Origin of the sequence: Oerskovia paurometabola (genome assembly GCF_016907365.1) — a bacterium.
Classification (GTDB): Bacteria; Actinomycetota; Actinomycetes; order Actinomycetales; family Cellulomonadaceae; genus Oerskovia; species Oerskovia paurometabola.
Window position 1 is genome coordinate 1,531,042 of the sequence record NZ_JAFBBV010000001.1, and the last position, 15,699, is coordinate 1,546,740.

Annotated in this window: 15 protein-coding genes; 12 read left to right on the forward strand and 3 right to left on the reverse strand. The window is 72.9% G+C overall.

The window, feature by feature from the left end:
- Positions 1-143 precede the first annotated feature (143 nt).
- The 9 genes from JOD48_RS06820 to JOD48_RS06860 all read left to right on the forward strand — a co-directional run bounded on the left by JOD48_RS06820 (position 144) and on the right by JOD48_RS06860 (position 11,086).
- On the forward strand, positions 144-236 hold the full coding sequence (locus tag JOD48_RS06820) for a potassium-transporting ATPase subunit F (protein WP_129429396.1): 93 nt from the start codon (positions 144-146) through the stop codon (positions 234-236).
- Between the two features lie 89 nt (positions 237-325).
- Entirely contained in the window at positions 326-1,981 is a 1,656-nt protein-coding gene (gene kdpA / locus JOD48_RS06825) for a potassium-transporting ATPase subunit KdpA (protein WP_307824283.1), read from the forward strand.
- 140 nt (positions 1,982-2,121) lie between these two features.
- Entirely contained in the window at positions 2,122-4,356 is a 2,235-nt protein-coding gene (gene kdpB, locus JOD48_RS06830; RefSeq protein ID WP_425564131.1) for a potassium-transporting ATPase subunit KdpB, read from the forward strand.
- 1 nt (position 4,357) lies between these two features.
- A complete protein-coding gene (gene kdpC, locus JOD48_RS06835; protein ID WP_204808210.1) occupies positions 4,358-5,080 on the forward strand; it encodes a potassium-transporting ATPase subunit KdpC in 723 nt (240 codons plus the stop codon).
- A 138-nt stretch (positions 5,081-5,218) separates the two neighbouring features.
- Positions 5,219-7,873: a DUF4118 domain-containing protein gene (locus tag JOD48_RS06840; RefSeq protein WP_307824284.1), complete on the forward strand. Its 2,655-nt coding sequence runs from the start codon at positions 5,219-5,221 to the stop codon at positions 7,871-7,873.
- Positions 7,870-8,559 carry a response regulator gene (locus JOD48_RS06845; protein WP_191789332.1) on the forward strand — a complete coding sequence of 230 codons (690 nt, stop codon included), beginning with the start codon at positions 7,870-7,872 and terminating at the stop codon, positions 8,557-8,559. The genes JOD48_RS06840 and JOD48_RS06845 overlap by 4 nt, the downstream gene beginning before the upstream one ends.
- A 111-nt stretch (positions 8,560-8,670) precedes the next feature.
- Positions 8,671-9,111 carry a TFIIB-type zinc ribbon-containing protein gene (locus tag JOD48_RS06850; RefSeq protein ID WP_191789331.1) on the forward strand — a complete coding sequence of 147 codons (441 nt, stop codon included), beginning with the start codon at positions 8,671-8,673 and terminating at the stop codon, positions 9,109-9,111.
- A 106-nt stretch (positions 9,112-9,217) separates the two neighbouring features.
- On the forward strand, positions 9,218-9,988 hold the full coding sequence (locus tag JOD48_RS06855; protein ID WP_191789330.1) for an SDR family NAD(P)-dependent oxidoreductase: 771 nt from the start codon (positions 9,218-9,220) through the stop codon (positions 9,986-9,988).
- A 129-nt stretch (positions 9,989-10,117) separates the two neighbouring features.
- Positions 10,118-11,086 carry a bile acid:sodium symporter family protein gene (locus JOD48_RS06860; RefSeq protein ID WP_204808212.1) on the forward strand — a complete coding sequence of 323 codons (969 nt, stop codon included), beginning with the start codon at positions 10,118-10,120 and terminating at the stop codon, positions 11,084-11,086.
- 52 nt (positions 11,087-11,138) lie between these two features.
- Here JOD48_RS06860 and JOD48_RS06865 read toward each other — a convergent pair whose 3' ends face one another.
- The gene (locus JOD48_RS06865) at positions 11,139-11,510 is read right to left on the reverse strand and encodes a DoxX family protein (RefSeq protein ID WP_204808214.1); all 372 of its coding nucleotides are present in this window, start codon (positions 11,508-11,510) and stop codon (positions 11,139-11,141) included.
- A 185-nt stretch (positions 11,511-11,695) separates the two neighbouring features.
- Here JOD48_RS06865 and JOD48_RS06870 point away from each other — a divergent pair, with 185 nt between their 5' ends.
- Positions 11,696-12,133, forward strand: a complete 438-nt coding sequence (locus JOD48_RS06870) for a winged helix-turn-helix transcriptional regulator (RefSeq protein ID WP_204808216.1) — start codon at positions 11,696-11,698, stop codon at positions 12,131-12,133.
- A 117-nt stretch (positions 12,134-12,250) separates the two neighbouring features.
- Positions 12,251-12,535: a DUF3175 domain-containing protein gene (locus JOD48_RS06875; RefSeq protein ID WP_204808218.1), complete on the forward strand. Its 285-nt coding sequence runs from the start codon at positions 12,251-12,253 to the stop codon at positions 12,533-12,535.
- Positions 12,536-12,542: 7 nt separating this feature from the next.
- On the opposite strand, the gene JOD48_RS06880 is transcribed toward JOD48_RS06875, so the two are convergent.
- Positions 12,543-12,992, reverse strand: a complete 450-nt coding sequence (locus JOD48_RS06880) for a SufE family protein (protein WP_204808220.1) — start codon at positions 12,990-12,992, stop codon at positions 12,543-12,545.
- Between the two features lie 209 nt (positions 12,993-13,201).
- On the opposite strand from JOD48_RS06880, the gene JOD48_RS06885 reads away from it, so the two are divergent.
- On the forward strand, positions 13,202-14,530 hold the full coding sequence (locus JOD48_RS06885) for a DUF1254 domain-containing protein (protein WP_204808222.1): 1,329 nt from the start codon (positions 13,202-13,204) through the stop codon (positions 14,528-14,530).
- Positions 14,531-14,640: 110 nt separating this feature from the next.
- Here the strand turns inward: JOD48_RS06885 and JOD48_RS06890 are convergent, their stop codons facing one another.
- Positions 14,641-15,549 carry a sulfurtransferase gene (locus JOD48_RS06890; protein WP_204808224.1) on the reverse strand — a complete coding sequence of 303 codons (909 nt, stop codon included), beginning with the start codon at positions 15,547-15,549 and terminating at the stop codon, positions 14,641-14,643.
- Positions 15,550-15,699 lie beyond the last annotated feature (150 nt).

A 15,699-nucleotide genomic window follows, 5' to 3' on the forward strand; every position in this document is an offset into this window, starting at 1 on the left:
GCCTCGACCGCAGCCGCCCGCCGCACGACGTTCGAAGGCAGAGCTCAGATGGCCGACCTGGCCTACATCCTGCTGACCGTGGTGTTCTTCACCGCCGTCGGCCTCGTGGCACGCCGCCACGGCTCCTCCGGGGGGTCCTCGTCATGACGGTCCTCGACTGGGTCGGGCTCGGCACCGTCGTGGTGCTCCTCGGCTACCTGTTCGTCGCCCTGCTCCGCAGCGACAAGGTCCGGTGAGCGCGGCCGTGCTGACCCAGACCACCGTGACGGCCCAGGCCGCCGTCCTGACCCAGACGGCCACGCAGTCGGCGACACAGACGCCCAGCGTGTGGATCGCCGTCGGGCAGGTCGCCCTGCTGCTCCTCGCGCTCGCCGCGGTCCACGCCCCGCTCGGCGCCTACATGGCGCGCGTCTTCACCTCGCCCCGGCACCTGCGGGTCGAACGGGCCGGGTACCGGATCATGCGCGTCGACCCCGACGCCGAGCAGAGGTGGAGCACCTACCTGCTCTCGCTCCTCGGCTTCTCGATGGCCTCGCTCGTGGTCCTGTACGGGCTCGCGCGCCTCCAGGCGCACCTGCCGATGAACCTCGGGTTCTCGGCGTTCGACCCGGCCGGAGCCTGGAACACCGCGGTCTCGTTCGTGGCCAACACGAACTGGCAGTGGTACTCGGGCGAGGCCGCCGCAGGACACCTGCTCCAGATGGCCGGGCTCGCCGTGCAGAACTTCGTGTCCGCAGCCGTCGGGATCTCGGTCGCGGTCGCCCTGATCCGCGGCTTCATGCGCTCCGGCACCGACGGGCGCGTCGGCAACTTCTGGTCCGACCTGACCCGCACGTGCGTGCGCATCCTGCTGCCCATGGCGTTCGTCGGCGCGCTCGTGCTGCTCGCCACCGGTGTCATCCAGAACTTCGACGCGCACACCGCGATCGACACGGTCGCGGGCGGCACGCAGCACGTGCTCGGCGGCCCCGTCGCGTCGCAGGAGGTCATCAAGGAGCTCGGCACCAACGGCGGCGGGTTCTTCAACGCCAACTCGGCGCACCCCCTCGAGAACCCCAGCCCCTTCTCCAACCTCTTCGAGATCTTCCTCATCCTCGTCATCCCCTTCACGCTGCCCCGCACGTTCGGCCTCATGGTCGGCGACAAGCGCCAGGGCTGGGCGATCCTCGGGGCCATGGGCGCGCTGTGGTTCGTCGCCGTCGCACTCATCACGTGGGCCGAGATGGCCGGGCCCGGAGCCGCGCCCCTCGCCGCGGGCGGGGCGATGGAGGGCAAGGAGACCCGTTTCGGCCTCGCCGCGAGCGCCCTGTTCGCCGCGTCCACCACGGGCACCTCGACCGGCGCGGTCAACGCGATGCACGACTCCCTGACCGCCCCGGGCGGCGGCGTCACGATGTTCACCATGATGCTCGGCGAGATCGCGCCGGGCGGCGTGGGCTCGGGCCTGTACGGGATGCTCATGCTCGCGATCGTCGCGGTCTTCGTCTCGGGGCTCATGGTCGGGCGCACGCCCGAGTACCTCGGCAAGAAGATCGGCCGCCAGGAGATCACGCTCGTCGCGCTCTACATCCTCACCGTCCCGTTCCTCGTGCTCGTCGGCACGGCCCTCGCGATCGCGCTGCCCGCCGGACAGGCAGGCATCCAGGAGGCGGGCCCGCACGGGCTCTCCGAGGTCCTGTACGCGTTCACGTCGGCGGCCAACAACAACGGTTCGGCGTTCGGCGGCCTCACGTCCGGCACGCCCTTCTACAACACGGCCCTCGGCATCGCGATGCTCGCCGGCCGCTTCATCCCCATGGCCCTCGTCCTGGCCCTCGCCGGACGCTTCGCCTCCCAGAAGACGGTCCCCGCCACCGCGGGCACCCTCCCGACGCACCAGCCGCTCTTCGTGGGCGTCCTGGGGACCGTCGCCCTGGTCGTCGTCGGGCTCACCTTCGTCCCCGTGCTGTCGCTCGGTCCCATCGTGGAGTCGCTCTCATGAATCGTTCTTCTCGCTCTGTCGCTCCCTCGGGGCGTGTCCCCGCGGGGGGTGGGACGGGTCTTCCAGAGGACCTCGTTCCTCGGTCCTCCGCCAGACCCGCCACGACCCGTCTCACCCCCCGCGGGGACGCGCCTGCTGGGGTGTCCGACGCAGTGTTGCTTCCTGTCGCCGGGGGCCCAGCAGGTGCTGTCAGTGATGGTGAGGCTGGTTCGTCGGCGTCTGCTGGCTCGGCTGGCAGCTCTGGCGGCCGCAAGGCCGGGCCCGGGCGGGGGGCGTCGCTCTCGTGGCCGCAGGTCCGGGCCGCGCTGCCCGGGGCGTTCCGCAAGCTCGACCCGCGCGAGCTGTACACGTCGCCCGTGCTGTTCGTCGTCGAGCTCGGGGCCGTGGCCACGACGCTGCTGGCCGCGTTCGAGCCCAGCGTGTTCGCGTGGGCCATCGCGGTGTGGCTGTGGGCGACCGTGCTGTTCGCGACGCTCGCCGAGTCGATCGCGGAGAGCCGCGGCAAGGCGCAGGCGTCGAGCCTGCGCGCGACCCAGCAGCAGACGACCGCGCGGCGCGTCATGGCTCCGTCCGACACCCTGGCGTCTGGCACGGGCCTCGCTGCCCTCCCGACGGCGGAGGTCCCCTCCTCGACGCTGGGCGTCGGGGACGTGGTGGTCGTCCGGGCGGGCGAGATCGTCCCCGGTGACGGCGACGTGATCGAGGGTGTCGCGTCGGTCGACGAGTCCGCGATCACGGGCGAGTCCGCCCCCGTGATCCGCGAGTCGGGCGGCGACCGGTCGGCGGTCACGGGCGGGACCGTCGTCCTGTCCGACACGATCGTCGTGCGGATCACGGCCCCCGCGGGTCACACGTTCGTCGATCGCATGATCGCGCTCGTCGAGGGGTCGGAGCGCCAGCGCACGCCCAACGAGATCGCGCTCAACATCCTGCTGACCTCGCTCACGATCATCTTCCTGCTGGCCGTCGTGACGCTCCAGCCGTTCGCGGTGTACTCGGGGTCCAAGCAGTCGATGATCGTCCTGATCTCCCTGCTCGTGTGCCTCATCCCCACGACCATCGGGGCGCTGCTGTCCGCGATCGGCATCGCGGGCATGGACCGGCTCGTCCAGCGCAACGTGCTCGCGATGTCGGGACGTGCGGTCGAGGCCGCGGGCGACGTCGACGTCCTGCTGCTCGACAAGACCGGCACCATCACGTACGGCAACCGTCAGGCGGCCGACCTCCTGACGGTCGGCGGTGTCACGACGGCGCAGCTCGCCGAGGCTGCCCGGCTCTCCTCGCTCGCGGACGAGACGCCCGAGGGCAAGAGCATCGTGGTGCTCGTGCGCGAGCGGTTCGGGCTGGGTGCCGCGCACGTCGACCAGCCGGAGGCCATCGCCGGCGCCGAGATGGTGCCCTTCACCGCGCAGACGCGCATGAGCGGGATCGACCTGGCGCTGCCCGACGGGCGCGTGCGCCGCATCCGCAAGGGTGCCGGCAGCGCGGTCCAGCGCTGGGTGCACTCGACCGGGGCCGCGAGCGGCGGGCCCGGTGACGGGGTTGCCGAACAGCTCGCGGCCCACGTCGACGCCGTGAGCTCCTCGGGCGGTACGCCGCTCGTCGTGGCCGAGCAGGTCGGCGAGGGACCCGCGCGCGTGCTGGGCGTCGTCCACCTCAAGGACGTCGTCAAGGCCGGCATGCGCGAACGGTTCGACGAGCTGCGCGCCATGGGCATCCGCACCGTCATGGTCACGGGCGACAACGCCGTGACCGCGCGGGCCATCGCCGCCGAGGCGGGCGTCGACGACGTCCTGGCCGAGGCGACGCCCGAGGACAAGCTCGCGCTCATCCGGCGCGAGCAGGCCGGGGGGCGGCTCGTCGCCATGGCGGGCGACGGCACCAACGACGCCCCCGCACTGGCGCAGGCCGACGTGGGCGTCGCGATGAACACCGGGACCACCGCCGCCAAGGAGGCGGGCAACATGGTGGACCTCGACTCCGACCCGACCAAGCTCATCGAGATCGTCGAGATCGGCAAGCAGCTCCTCATCACGCGCGGGGCCCTGACGACCTTCTCGATCGCGAACGACATCGCGAAGTACTTCGCGATCCTGCCCGCGATGTTCATGGTCGTGTTCCCGCAGCTCGCGGTGCTCAACGTCATGCGCCTGTCGAGCCCCGAGTCGGCCATCCTGTCGGCCGTGGTGTTCAACGCGCTCATCATCCTGGTGCTCATCCCGCTCTCGCTCAAGGGCGTGCGGTACCGGCCGTCGTCGGCGTCGGCGATGCTGCGCCGCAACCTCCTGGTCTACGGCGTGGGCGGCCTCGTGGCCCCGTTCGTCGGGATCAAGCTCATCGACCTCGTGATCTCCCTCATCCCCGGGATTGGCTGACATGCCTGGAACTCTCTCGACCCCTGCGGGCGTCCCCGGACGCCCCGCCCCCCTCGCACGCCCCTCGGCCTCGGCCGGTGCCGCCTCGCTGTTCCGGCAGACGCTCGCGGGCCTGCGCGTCCTGATCGTCCTCACGCTGCTCCTCGGCGTGGCGTACCCGCTCGCGGTGTGGGGCGTCGGGCAGCTCGCCCTGCCGTGGCAGGCGAACGGCTCGCTCGTGCGCAGCGACGGCACGCACGCCACGTCGATCACCGACACCGGTGCGGAGGGGGCCCCCGTCGTCGGGTCCGCGCTGATCGGGCAGGACTTCGCGGCGGCCGACGACGCCGAGCGCTGGTTCCACGGGCGACCCTCGGCCGCGGGCGACGGGTACGACACGCTCGCCTCGGCGGGCACCAACCTCGGGCCGCTCAACCCGGAGCTCGTCGCCTCGATCGACGAGCGCCGCGCGGCGCTCGCGGACCTCAACGGCGTGGACCCCGCGTCGCTGCCGGCCGACGCGCTCACGGCCTCGGCGTCGGGCCTCGACCCGCAGATCAGCCCCGCGTACGCGGCGCTGCAGGTCGAGCGCGTGGCCGAGGCGAGGGGCGTCGACGAGGCCGTGGTCGCGGACCTCGTGGCACAGCACACCGCGGGCCGGGACCTCGGGGTCCTGGGCGAACCGCGTGTCAACGTGCTCGAGCTCAACCTCGCGCTCGAGAACTCGGAGAAGATGAACCCATGACGACGAGCGCGAGGCCCTCCGCCGTGGACCGGACGGCGCGGGTGCCCCGTGCCTGAGACGCGCGGCGGTCAGGAGGCCGCAGGGTCCGGGAGCCCCCAGGAGGGGCGCCCGGACCCGGGCGCGTCCCCGGCAGAGAGCATCCAGCGGCCCGACGGCGCCGCTCGCCGCCCCGGGCTGCTCACCGTGTACCTCGGGGCGGCCCCGGGCGTGGGCAAGACGTACGCGATGCTCGGCGAGGCGCAGCGGCGGCGAGCACGCGGCACGGACGTGGTCGTGGGGCTCGTCGAGACCCACGGGCGGTCGGCGACGATCACGCAGATCGGGGACCTCGAGGTGGTGCCGCGTCGCGTCGTGAGCCACCGCGACGTCGAGCTGACCGAGCTCGACGTGGACGCCGTGATCGCCCGCGCGCCCCAGGTGGCGCTGGTCGACGAGCTCGCGCACACCAACGCGCCCGGCTCGCGGCACCGCAAGCGCTGGCAGGACGTGCAGGACCTCCTGGCCGCGGGCATCGACGTGGTGACCACGGTCAACGTGCAGCACCTCGAGTCGCTCACGGGAGACGTCGAGGCCATCACGGGCGTGCGCCAGCGCGAGACCGTGCCCGACCAGGTCGTGCGCGACGCCGACCAGATCCAGCTCGTCGACCTCTCGCCCCAGGCGCTGCGCCGCCGTCTCGCGCACGGCAACGTGTACCGCGCCGAGCAGATCGACGCCTCCCTCTCGTCGTACTTCCGCACGGGCAACCTCACGGCCCTGCGCGAGCTCGCGCTCCTGTGGCTCGCCGACCGCGTCGACGACGCCCTGACCCGTTACCGGGCCGACCACGCGATCGTCGGTACGTGGCCCGCGCGCGAGCGCATCGTGGTCGCCGTGACGGGCGGTCCTGAGGGCGAGACGTTGCTGCGGCGAGGGGCCCGCATCGCCCAGCGTGCCGCGGGCTCCGAGCTCGTCGCGGTGCACGTGCTCGCGACCGACGGGCTGCCCAGCGCCCCGCCGGCGGCCATCGCGGCGTCGCGTGAGCTCGTCGAGTCGCTCGGCGGGACGTTCCACACGGTCGTGGGGGAGGACGTCGCGTCGGCCGTCGTCGACTTCGCGCAAGGCGTCAACGCGACCATGATCGTCGTGGGCGTCTCTCGGCACTCGCGCTGGCGCGAGGCGCTGCTGGGCTCGTCCAGCACGGAGATCGCGCGCCTCGCCGGGACGATCGACGTCCACCTCGTGACGCACGAGAAGGCCCGCACGGGCAGGCTCCTGCGGGGGCGCTGGTCGGCGCTGTCCCGGCGGCGCAGGGCCGCCGGGTGGGCCCTGGCCTTCGTCGTCCCCGCCGCCCTCACCGGGGTCTTCTGGCTGCTGCGCGACGACGTGTCGCTCTCGACCGAGCTCATGCTGTTCCTCGCCGGGTCGGTGGGCGTGGCGCTCGTGGGCGGGCTCTGGCCCGCCGTCGCCGCGGCCGTCGTGTCGTTCCTGTGCCTCAACTGGTTCTTCACACCCCCGACGGGGTTCCTCACGGTCCAGGACCCGGAGAACCTCCTGGCGCTCCTGGTGTTCGTGCTCGTCGCGGCCGCCGTCGCCTCGGTCGTGGACCTCGCGGCCCGGCGGACCGTGCAGGCGTACCGGGCGAGGGCCGAGGCCTCGACCCTCGCCGCGCTCTCGCGGTCCGTCCTCTCGGGCGAGGACACCGCGCAGGCGATCGTCACGCGGCTCGCCGAGACGTTCGGCCTGTCACGGGTCGAGCTCGAGTCGCGTGCGGGGGAGCGCAGCCCCTGGCGGACGGTCGCGACCACGGGCCGCGCCGCGGGCGACGCGCCGGCCGCCGACGGTGACGGGCGCACCGGGGCGCGCTCCGCCGTCGGGCACCTGGACGACGCCGAGCGGACAGAGCTGCGCGTCGACGACTCGCACCGGCTGTCACTGTGGGGGCGGGCGCTGCCCGCGAGCGACCGGCAGGTCCTCGAGGCCTTCGCTGCCCAGGCAGGGCTCGTCCTGGAGTACCGGCGGCTGCGTGAGCAGGCCGCCCAGGCCGCCGTCCTCGAGGAGGCCGACGCGACCCGCACCGCGCTGCTCGCGGCCGTCTCGCACGACCTTCGTACCCCGCTCGCCTCGATCCGCACGGCGGTCGACGGGCTGGCCTCCCCGGACGTCGACCTCGACGCCGAGGACACCGAGACCCTGACCCGGACCATCCAGGACTCGACGGGGCGGCTCGAGAAGCTCATCGACAACCTGCTGGACCTCTCCCGGCTCCAGACGGGCAGCGTGCGGCCTGTCCTGCGCGCGGCGTCGGTCGACGAGGTCGTGCCTCTCGCGGTCGAGCCCTACGGGCCGGGCGCCGTCCGTCTCGACGTGCCCGACGACCTGCCCCTCGTGCGCACCGACCCCGGGCTGCTCGAGCGTGCGGTCGCGAACCTCACGTCGAACGCCGTGCGGCACAGCCCACCCGGCGAGCCCGTACGGATCACGGCGTCGGCCGGCCCGCGCGAGATCGAGCTGCGCATCGTCGACACGGGTCGTGGCCTGTCCGACGAGTCCAAGGTCCGCATGTTCGAGCCCTTCCAGCGTCTCGGCGACACGACCGGCGAGGGGCTGGGACTGGGCCTGGCCGTCGCGGACGGGCTCGCGCGGGCCGTGGGCGCGACCATCACGCCCGAGGACACGCCGGGCGGCGGACTGACCATGGTGGTCACCGTGCCGCGCGACGCACGGGAGGATGACGCCGTGAGCACTGACAGCGGTGGCCCGGCAGGCACGGCGGGCATGACGGACGACGAGAAGGGCGAGGTGCGCGGATGAGCGTCGACGGCAACAGGGTGCTGGTCGTCGACGACGACGCCGGGCTCGTGCGCGCCCTCGCCATCAACCTGCGCGCGCACGGGTGGGACGTGACCGTGGCCACGACCGGTGCCGAGGCGCTCGACGCGGCAGCGAGCGCCCGCCCCGACGTGATCCTGCTCGACCTGGGCCTGCCGGACCTCTCGGGCCTCGAGGTCATCGAGGGGGTCCGCGGCTGGAGCGCCGTGCCCATCGTGGTGCTCTCGGCCCGCCAGCTCGGCGACGACAAGGTCGACGCGCTCGACGCGGGCGCGGACGACTACGTGACGAAGCCGTTCGCGATGAACGAGCTGCTCGCGCGGCTGCGGGCCGCGGTGCGCCGCGCCCAGCCGGCCGAGGCGTCCGAGCCCGTCGTGGAGGCGGGCGACCTGCGGATCGACCTGGCCCGGCGCCGCGTGCTGCGCGGCGGGCAGGAGGTGCGCCTCAGCCCGACCGAGTGGTCGCTGCTCGAGGTCCTGGTGCGCCACCGGGGCCGCATGGTCGGGCGGCTCCAGCTCCTGCACGACGTGTGGGGGCCCGCGTACTCGGCCGAGACCAACTACCTGCGCGTGTACACCGCGCAGCTGCGGCGAAAGCTCGAGGACGACCCCGCGAACCCGCGGCACATCATCACCCAGCCGGGCATGGGCTACCTCTTCGAGGTCTGACCCGCCCGTCGTACCCTGTGGCACGGCCCCGCCGCGCGGCCTGTCCGGGCGCGCGGGAACCACCGCCGCGCGCCGACCGTTGAGCGTTCGACCCGACGAAGGAGACCCGTCATGCTGTGCCCTCTCGACCAGACCGTGCTCGTGATGTCCGACCGCAAGGGCGTGGAGATCGACTACTGCCCCACGTGCCGCGGCGTGTGGCTCGACCGGGGTGAGCTCGACAAGATCATCGACCGCAGCCTCGAGGCCGAGATCGCCGCCGAGGCCGGTGGCCCCGCCGCGGCCGCCGCGCCGCACGGTGCGCCCCGCGCCGCGACACCGCCGCCCGTGCAGTACCCGCCGACGCAGCAGCTCCCGGTCCCGCCGCAGCCGGCGCCCTACGGGTACGCCGACGACCGTCGCCGCGACGACTACCGGGGTGACGACCGTCGCCGTGACGAGTACCGCGGGGACGACCGCTACCGCGGCTCCGACCAGTACCGCAGCGACGACCCGCGCTACCGCAAGCGCAAGAAGAAGGAGTCCTGGCTCGAGGACCTGTTCGACTTCTGAGCCGCCGCGGCGCCGGCCCCCAGGCGGGGTCGGCGCCGTCGTCGTACCTCCGGGCCGCGGGCGCACGCCAGGCCTGCCCCTCACCTCGCTCCTGATCGGAAGACCCATGCCCGTCCTGGACTCGTTCTCGCTCGCCGGCCGCACGGCCCTGATCACGGGCGGGAGCCGGGGCATCGGCCGCGGCCTCGCCCAGGCCCTGGGCGAGGCGGGCGCGCGCGTCGCGCTGACCGCGACCACGCTCGAGGCCGCGGGGTCCGCGGCCGACGAGCTGCGCGCGCTGGGCCTCGACGCGCACGGCTACGAGCTCGACGTGACGGACCGCGAGCAGGTGGACGACGTCGTCGCGCAGGTCGGGCGCGAGGGCGGCGGGGTGGACGTGCTCGTCAACAACGCGGGGATCTCGATCGGGGGCGCGGCCCTGGAGATCGAGGACGACGTGTGGCACCGCACGCTCGCGACGAACCTCGACGGCGTCTGGTACTGCTCGCGGGCCGTGGCCCGGCAGATGGTCGCGGACGGGCGGGGCGGGGCGATCGTCAACGTCGGTTCGATGTCCGCGCAGATCGTGAACCGCCCCCGCTGGCAGCCCGCGTACCTGGCGTCGAAGGCTGCGGTGCACCAGCTCACCAAGGGGCTGGCGGCAGAGTGGGCGCCGCACGGGATCCGGGTCAACGCGATCGCGCCCGGGTACATCCTCACCGAGGCGTCGCCGGTCGACCAGCCGGAGTACTACGACGACTGCGTGGCGCCCGCGGCGATGAAGCGGTGGGGGACGCCGGCCGAGCTGGGGCCGGTCGTGGTCATGCTCGCGAGCGAGGCGTCGAGCTTCATGACGGGGGCCGTCGTGACGGTCGACGGCGGGTACACGCTGTTCTGACCTGCTGACCTGCTGACCTGCTGACGTGCTCCCGTGTCAGGACGAGCGTGGCCTCCAGGGCTCGCCGGTTCTGCCACGTGCTGGTCCGGCGGGGCCCGCCGCGCCGGGCGACACCTAGACTCGGGTCCCGTGCGCCAGGTTCTCAAGCAGTGGGTCGACCCGTTCATCGTGGCGCTGGTCGCGACCATGGTCCTGGGCCTCGTGGTGCCCGTCCCGGCGGATGTCCAGCGGGTCGTGGACACGGTCGCGGACGTCGCGGTCGCGGTGCTGTTCCTGGTCTACGGGATGCGCCTGTCGACGACCGAGGTCTGGGCCGGGCTGAGGAACGTCCGTCTCCAGGGCGGCATCCTCGCCTCGACGTACGTGGTCTTCCCCCTCGTCGGGCTCGGGGTCTCGTGGGCCGTGACGCCCGTGGTCGGGGCGCCGCTCGCGGCGGGGATCCTGTTCCTGTCGCTGCTGCCCTCGACCGTCCAGTCGTCGGTCGCGTTCACGTCGGTCGCGCGCGGGAACATCGCGGGCGCGATCTGCGGTGCGACGGTCTCGAACGTCGTGGGCATGGTCGTGACGCCGCTGCTGGTCCTGTGGTTCATGTCGTCGAGCGGCGCGACGGGAGGCTTGAGCGGCCTGCGAGACGTCCTGCTGCACCTGCTCGCCCCGTTCGTCGTGGGCCAGCTCCTGCAGCCGTTGGTGGGCCGGTGGGTCCGGGCCAGGCGGTGGCTCACGCTGTCCGTGGACCGCGGCACGATCCTGATCGTGGTCTTCGGCGCGGTCGCCGCCGCGACGAGCGCGGGCGTGTGGGCGGGGATCTCGGGGTGGACGATCCTCGCGCTCGTCGGGATCGGCGCGGTGATCCTCGCGGTCATGCTCGCGGTGACGTGGTGGGGCGGGGCGGGGCTGCGGCTCGACGTCGAGGACCGCATCGCGCTGCTCATGTGCGGGTCCAAGAAGAGCCTGGCGACGGGGCTGCCCATGGCCGCGGTGCTCTTCCCGGTCGCGGTCGCGGGCACGATCGCCGTCCCGGTCATCGTCTTCCACCAGCTCCAGCTCATCGTGTGCGCGGTCCTGGCGCGCCGGTTGGCGCTACGCGACGAGGGCTGAGGGGCCCTCGCCGCGGGGTGCGCGACGAGGGCGCCCGGGGTGCCAGACGCCGTCACTCGCCCCAGCCGGCGAAGCGCCCCACGGCGACGAACAGCGCGAGCAGCAGCAGGACGGTGTTGACCGGCACGGACTGCTTCTCGCCGAGGCGGACGTGCAGCGGGATGGCGCCGAGCTGCGTGATCGCCAGGCCGACCGCCGCGATCGGGGTCAGGATCGGCGCGACGCCGGTCACGAGCGGCAGGATCAGGCCGACGGCGCCGAGGATCTCGAGCGCCCCGAGCACCCGGACCGCCGTCAGGCGCCCCGGCGTGACCCAGCGCATCTGCTCCATCAGCTTGCCGGCGGGGGTCGTGAGCTTCATGAAGCCCGCGCCGGCGAAGGCGACGGCGAGCAGACCTGCGGCGATCCAGAGGGCGATGTTCATGGGTGTTCCTTCGATGTCGCGGCGCGAGGTGCGCCGAAGAGGGGTGGACCGGTGGCCGAAGAGGCCTGGGCCGGTAACTGTCCGTAGGGTCAGTCACCTTTTGTGCCGGAGGACATCATGGGTAACCTGAGGGAGCCCTACAAAAGGCACACCGGTGTTCCGGTGGGTCCAGGAACGGAGGTCCCATGTCCGCCACGGCCAGCGGCGCCCACGGGTCGCCCGCTCCTGACGCCCTGCACGTGCCCGTCCCCGACGGCGGCGGCTGCGGTGCCGACCACGCGAGCAGCGAGGTCCGGCGCGTCCTGGACCGGGTCGGGGACAAGTGGAGCGCACTCATCCTCGGCACGCTCTCGAGCGGCCCGTTGCGCTTCACGGAGCTGCTGCACGGCATCAGCGGGATCTCCCAGCGCATGCTCACGCTCAACCTGCGCCAGCTCGAACGCGACGGACTCGTCAGCCGCACGGTCCACGCGGTCGTCCCGCCGCGCGTCGACTACGAGCTCACCGCCCTGGGCCGCACGTTGCTGCCGCCGGTCCTGGCGCTCGTGGAATGGGCCATGGAGAACACCGACGAGATCCAGGGGCACCGCGAGCGCTTCGACGCGCAGGCCGGTCACGGCTGACCGAGCACGCTACCCACGCCGTGCTGCCGCCCGGCACGACCGCCGTCGACCACGCGCGCCGGGTCGGTCCGGGCGCTCGACGTGCGAGCGGGACCCCCAGGCACCTAGCGTCGGAGCATGACCCCCGACGACGCGGCACGATGGTCCCAGGACGTGACCGAGCACAGTGATGCGCTCGACCTCGAGGAGGGGGTCTTCGCGGGCGACGACCCGGCGGAGATCGCTGCGTCGCTCAAACGGTCGGCCGAGCACAGCTCTCGACGCAAGGGCACGCCCTTCCAGTCCGCGATGTCGATGCTGACGTTCTACGTGAACCGGGCGGGGGACAACCTCCCGACCGAGCGGCGAGAGATCCTCGAGCAGGCCAAGGTCGAGCTGCGCAAGGCGTTCGGCCGAGACTGAGGGTTTCTCAGACCGCCGCGACCTGCTCGCGGATCTGCCGCTTGGCGCGCAGCAGGATGCCCGTCATGCCGTTGAGCCGTAGAGGGCTCACCGCGTTCGTCAGCCCGATCATGAACGGGTAGTCGTCGGGTACGGCGAGCGCCTGCTCGGGCGTCAGCCCGTCGAGCCCCTGCGCCAGGATCGAGGCGAAGCCGCGCGTGGTGGGAGCCTCGGCCGGTGCGGTCGCGTACAGGTGGACCCCGTCCGCCTCGACCTCGGCGAACGCCCGCACGGGCGACTGGCACTCCTCGACGCGCTCGAGCAGCCCGGGGGCGTTCTGGTAGCGCGCGGGCAGGTCCGGGAGCTCGCGCGAGAACTCGAGGAGGAGCTGGAGGCGGTCGCGCTCGCCGAGCGCGAGGAAGTCGTCGCGGATCTCGGTGAGGACCGGGGGCAGGGCGGTCGCGTCGTCGTCGGTCATCCGTCGATCTTCCCACCCGCGGCGCGCCCGGGCAGCGCCGGACCGCTCAGCGGACGGGCCCGCCGTCGGGCCGGGGGCGGGGGACCGGGGACCGGCCGCGAGGCCCACCCGGGCCCGGTCAGGCACCGCGCTCGACGCGCACGGCCCGCTGCCCGTGGATACGTTGAGCCACGAGTGCGCCGACGCACGGCGCGGACGGACGGAGCGTCATGGGAACCCTGTCGAACGACCTGCGCACGCTGAGCCACGAGGCGTACGTCTACCTGTACCCGCTGGTCACCATGGACCTCAGCCGGCGTCAGGCCACGAACGTGCCGGCGGGCGTCCGGCCCGGGTTCGGGCCGCCCAACGAGTTCCACCACCTGCGGGAGTTCCCGCCCGCGGACTTCCGGGCCGTGGTCCGCCCCAACTTCGACACGCTGTACGCGAACCTGTGGCTCGACCTGACCGACGGCCCCGTGCTGCTCCACGTCCCCGACACCGACGACCGCTACTACATGCTGCCCCTGCTGGACATGTGGACCGAGGTCTTCGCGACGATCGGCAAGCGGACCACCGGGACGGGTGCGGGGGACAACCTGATCGTCGGACCGGACTACGAGGGCGACCTCACGGAGTTCTACGACGACCTCCCGGAGGACGCCGCGCTGATCGTCGCGCCGACCCCGCAGGTGTGGGTCATCGGGCGCATCCAGACCAACGGCGTCGCGGACTACCCGGCGGTCCACGCGGTGCAGGACGGCCTGTCGGTGGAGGAGCTGGGGGAGCGGCCACCGTTCGAGATCGACCCGACGGCGGACACCCGGACCGAGCCGCTGCACCTGGTCGACGCCCTCGGCGCGGTCGACTTCTTCACGTACGCGACCAGGCTGCTCGACACGAACCCGCCGCACCTGACCGACTTCTCGGTGCTCGCGCGCATCGGTGCGCTGGGCATCGTCCCGGGCGAGGACTTCGACGCCGGGCAGTTCGACGACGCCGAGATCGCCGAGATCGAGGCCGGGGCGGCGAGCGCCCGCGCGCTGCTGGACACGTCACGCGCGACGCTCGGGAGCGTGGCCAACGGGTGGATGCTTTACCGCGACACCATGGGCGTCTACGGGAACTTCTACCTCAAGCGGGCCGTCGTCACGCTCGTCGGGCTGGGGGCCAACCCGGTCGAGGACGCGATCTACCCGCTCCTCGCGACCGACGCGGACGGCCAGGCCCTGGACGGGGACCACGACTACGTGCTGCACTTCGACGCGGACCAGCTCCCGCCCGCCGCGGCCTTCTGGTCGGTCACGATGTACGACGCCGAGGGCTACCAGGTGGCGAACGCTCTCGACCGGTTCGCGATCGGCGACCGCGACGACCTGCGGTACGGCGAGGACGGGTCGCTCGACCTCTACCTGCAGCACGAGAGCCCGGGCGCGGACCGCGAGCCCAACTGGCTCCCCGCGCCGCGCGGTCCGCTGGGCGTGACGATGCGGCTCTACGCCCCGCTCCCGGAGGCGCTCGACGGGCGCTGGGTCCCGCCGGTCGTGCGCAGGGTCTGAGTCGCCGGAACCTCCGCGCCCGCCGTGCCGCGGGCGCACGACGGATGCCCGACGGCGGTGGGCCGGGTACGTGACCCGGCCCACCGCCGTCGGGCATCAGCGGGTGGACGTCAGACGCGCGCGGGGGCCTCGCCCGGCTCGGCTCCCTTGACGATCGGGACGCGGACCGCGTTGCCCCACTCGGTCCACGAGCCGTCGTAGTTGCGGACCTTGTCGAAGCCCAGCAGGTACGTCAGCGCGAACCACGTGTGGCTCGAGCGCTCACCGATGCGGCAGTACGTGATGACGTCGTCGTCGGTCGAGAGGCCCAGGCCGCCCTCCTGGTAGATCGCCTCGAGCTCCTCGCGCGACTTGTACGTGCCGTCGGCTGCGACCGCGGTCGCCCACGGGACGTTGCGCGCCGTGGGGATGTGGCCCCCGCGCAGCACGCCCTCCTCGGGGTAGTCGGGGATGTGCAGGCGCTCGCCCGTGAACTCCTGGGGCGAACGGATGTCGACGAGCGGGCCGTTGCCGAGGTGCGCGAGCACGTCCTCCTTGAAGGCGCGGATCGTCTCGTCGTCCCGCTCGACGACGGGGTACTCGACGGGCTCCGGGGTGGGGACGTCGGTCGTCGTCTCGCGGCCCTCCGCGATCCACTTGCCACGTCCGCCGTCGAGGAGGCGGACGTCCTCGTGACCGAACAGCGTGAAGACCCACGCCGAGTACGCGGCCCACCAGTTGTTCTTGTCGCCGTACAGCACGACCGTGGTGTCGCGCGAGATGCCCTTGGACCCGAGGAGCTGGGCGAAGCCCTTGCCGTCGAGGTAGTCGCGCAGGTCGGGGTCGTTGAGGTCGGTGTGCCAGTCGACCTTGACCGCGCCCGGGATGTGCCCGGTCTCGTAGAGCAGCACGTCCTCGTCGGACTCGACGACGACCACGTTCTCGTCGTGCAGGTGCTCGGCGAGCCAGTCCGTGGAGACGAGGCGGTCCGGGTGGGCGTAGGCGGCGATCTTCTCGGTCGTGTCGAGGGGAGCGGACATGGTGTCCTCCTGAGGGCTCGTGGGACTGGCAGAGGCGGGTGGCGGGGATGCGGGAAGGACGGCGCAGGCGGGGTCGAGCGGTGCGTGCCGACGCGGTGGGTACCGCTCGGGCACGCTCGCCACTCTAGGAACGGGGTCCACGGACCGGAA

Excerpts from the sequence above, each read along its gene's own strand:
- JOD48_RS06820 (WP_129429396.1), top strand. The coding sequence starts at position 144 with ATGACGGTCCTCGACTGGGTCGGGCTCGGCACCGTCGTGGTGCTCCTC.
- kdpC (WP_204808210.1), top strand. The coding sequence starts at position 4,358 with ATGCCTGGAACTCTCTCGACCCCTGCGGGCGTCCCCGGACGCCCCGCC.
- JOD48_RS06845 (WP_191789332.1), top strand. The coding sequence starts at position 7,870 with ATGAGCGTCGACGGCAACAGGGTGCTGGTCGTCGACGACGACGCCGGG.
- JOD48_RS06850 (WP_191789331.1), top strand. The coding sequence starts at position 8,671 with ATGCTGTGCCCTCTCGACCAGACCGTGCTCGTGATGTCCGACCGCAAG.
- JOD48_RS06855 (WP_191789330.1), top strand. The coding sequence starts at position 9,218 with ATGCCCGTCCTGGACTCGTTCTCGCTCGCCGGCCGCACGGCCCTGATC.
- JOD48_RS06865 (WP_204808214.1), bottom strand. The coding sequence starts at position 11,510 with ATGAACATCGCCCTCTGGATCGCCGCAGGTCTGCTCGCCGTCGCCTTC.
- JOD48_RS06870 (WP_204808216.1), top strand. The coding sequence starts at position 11,696 with ATGTCCGCCACGGCCAGCGGCGCCCACGGGTCGCCCGCTCCTGACGCC.
- JOD48_RS06875 (WP_204808218.1), top strand. The coding sequence starts at position 12,251 with ATGACCCCCGACGACGCGGCACGATGGTCCCAGGACGTGACCGAGCAC.
- JOD48_RS06880 (WP_204808220.1), bottom strand. The coding sequence starts at position 12,992 with ATGACCGACGACGACGCGACCGCCCTGCCCCCGGTCCTCACCGAGATC.
- JOD48_RS06885 (WP_204808222.1), top strand. The coding sequence starts at position 13,202 with ATGGGAACCCTGTCGAACGACCTGCGCACGCTGAGCCACGAGGCGTAC.
- JOD48_RS06890 (WP_204808224.1), bottom strand. The coding sequence starts at position 15,549 with ATGTCCGCTCCCCTCGACACGACCGAGAAGATCGCCGCCTACGCCCAC.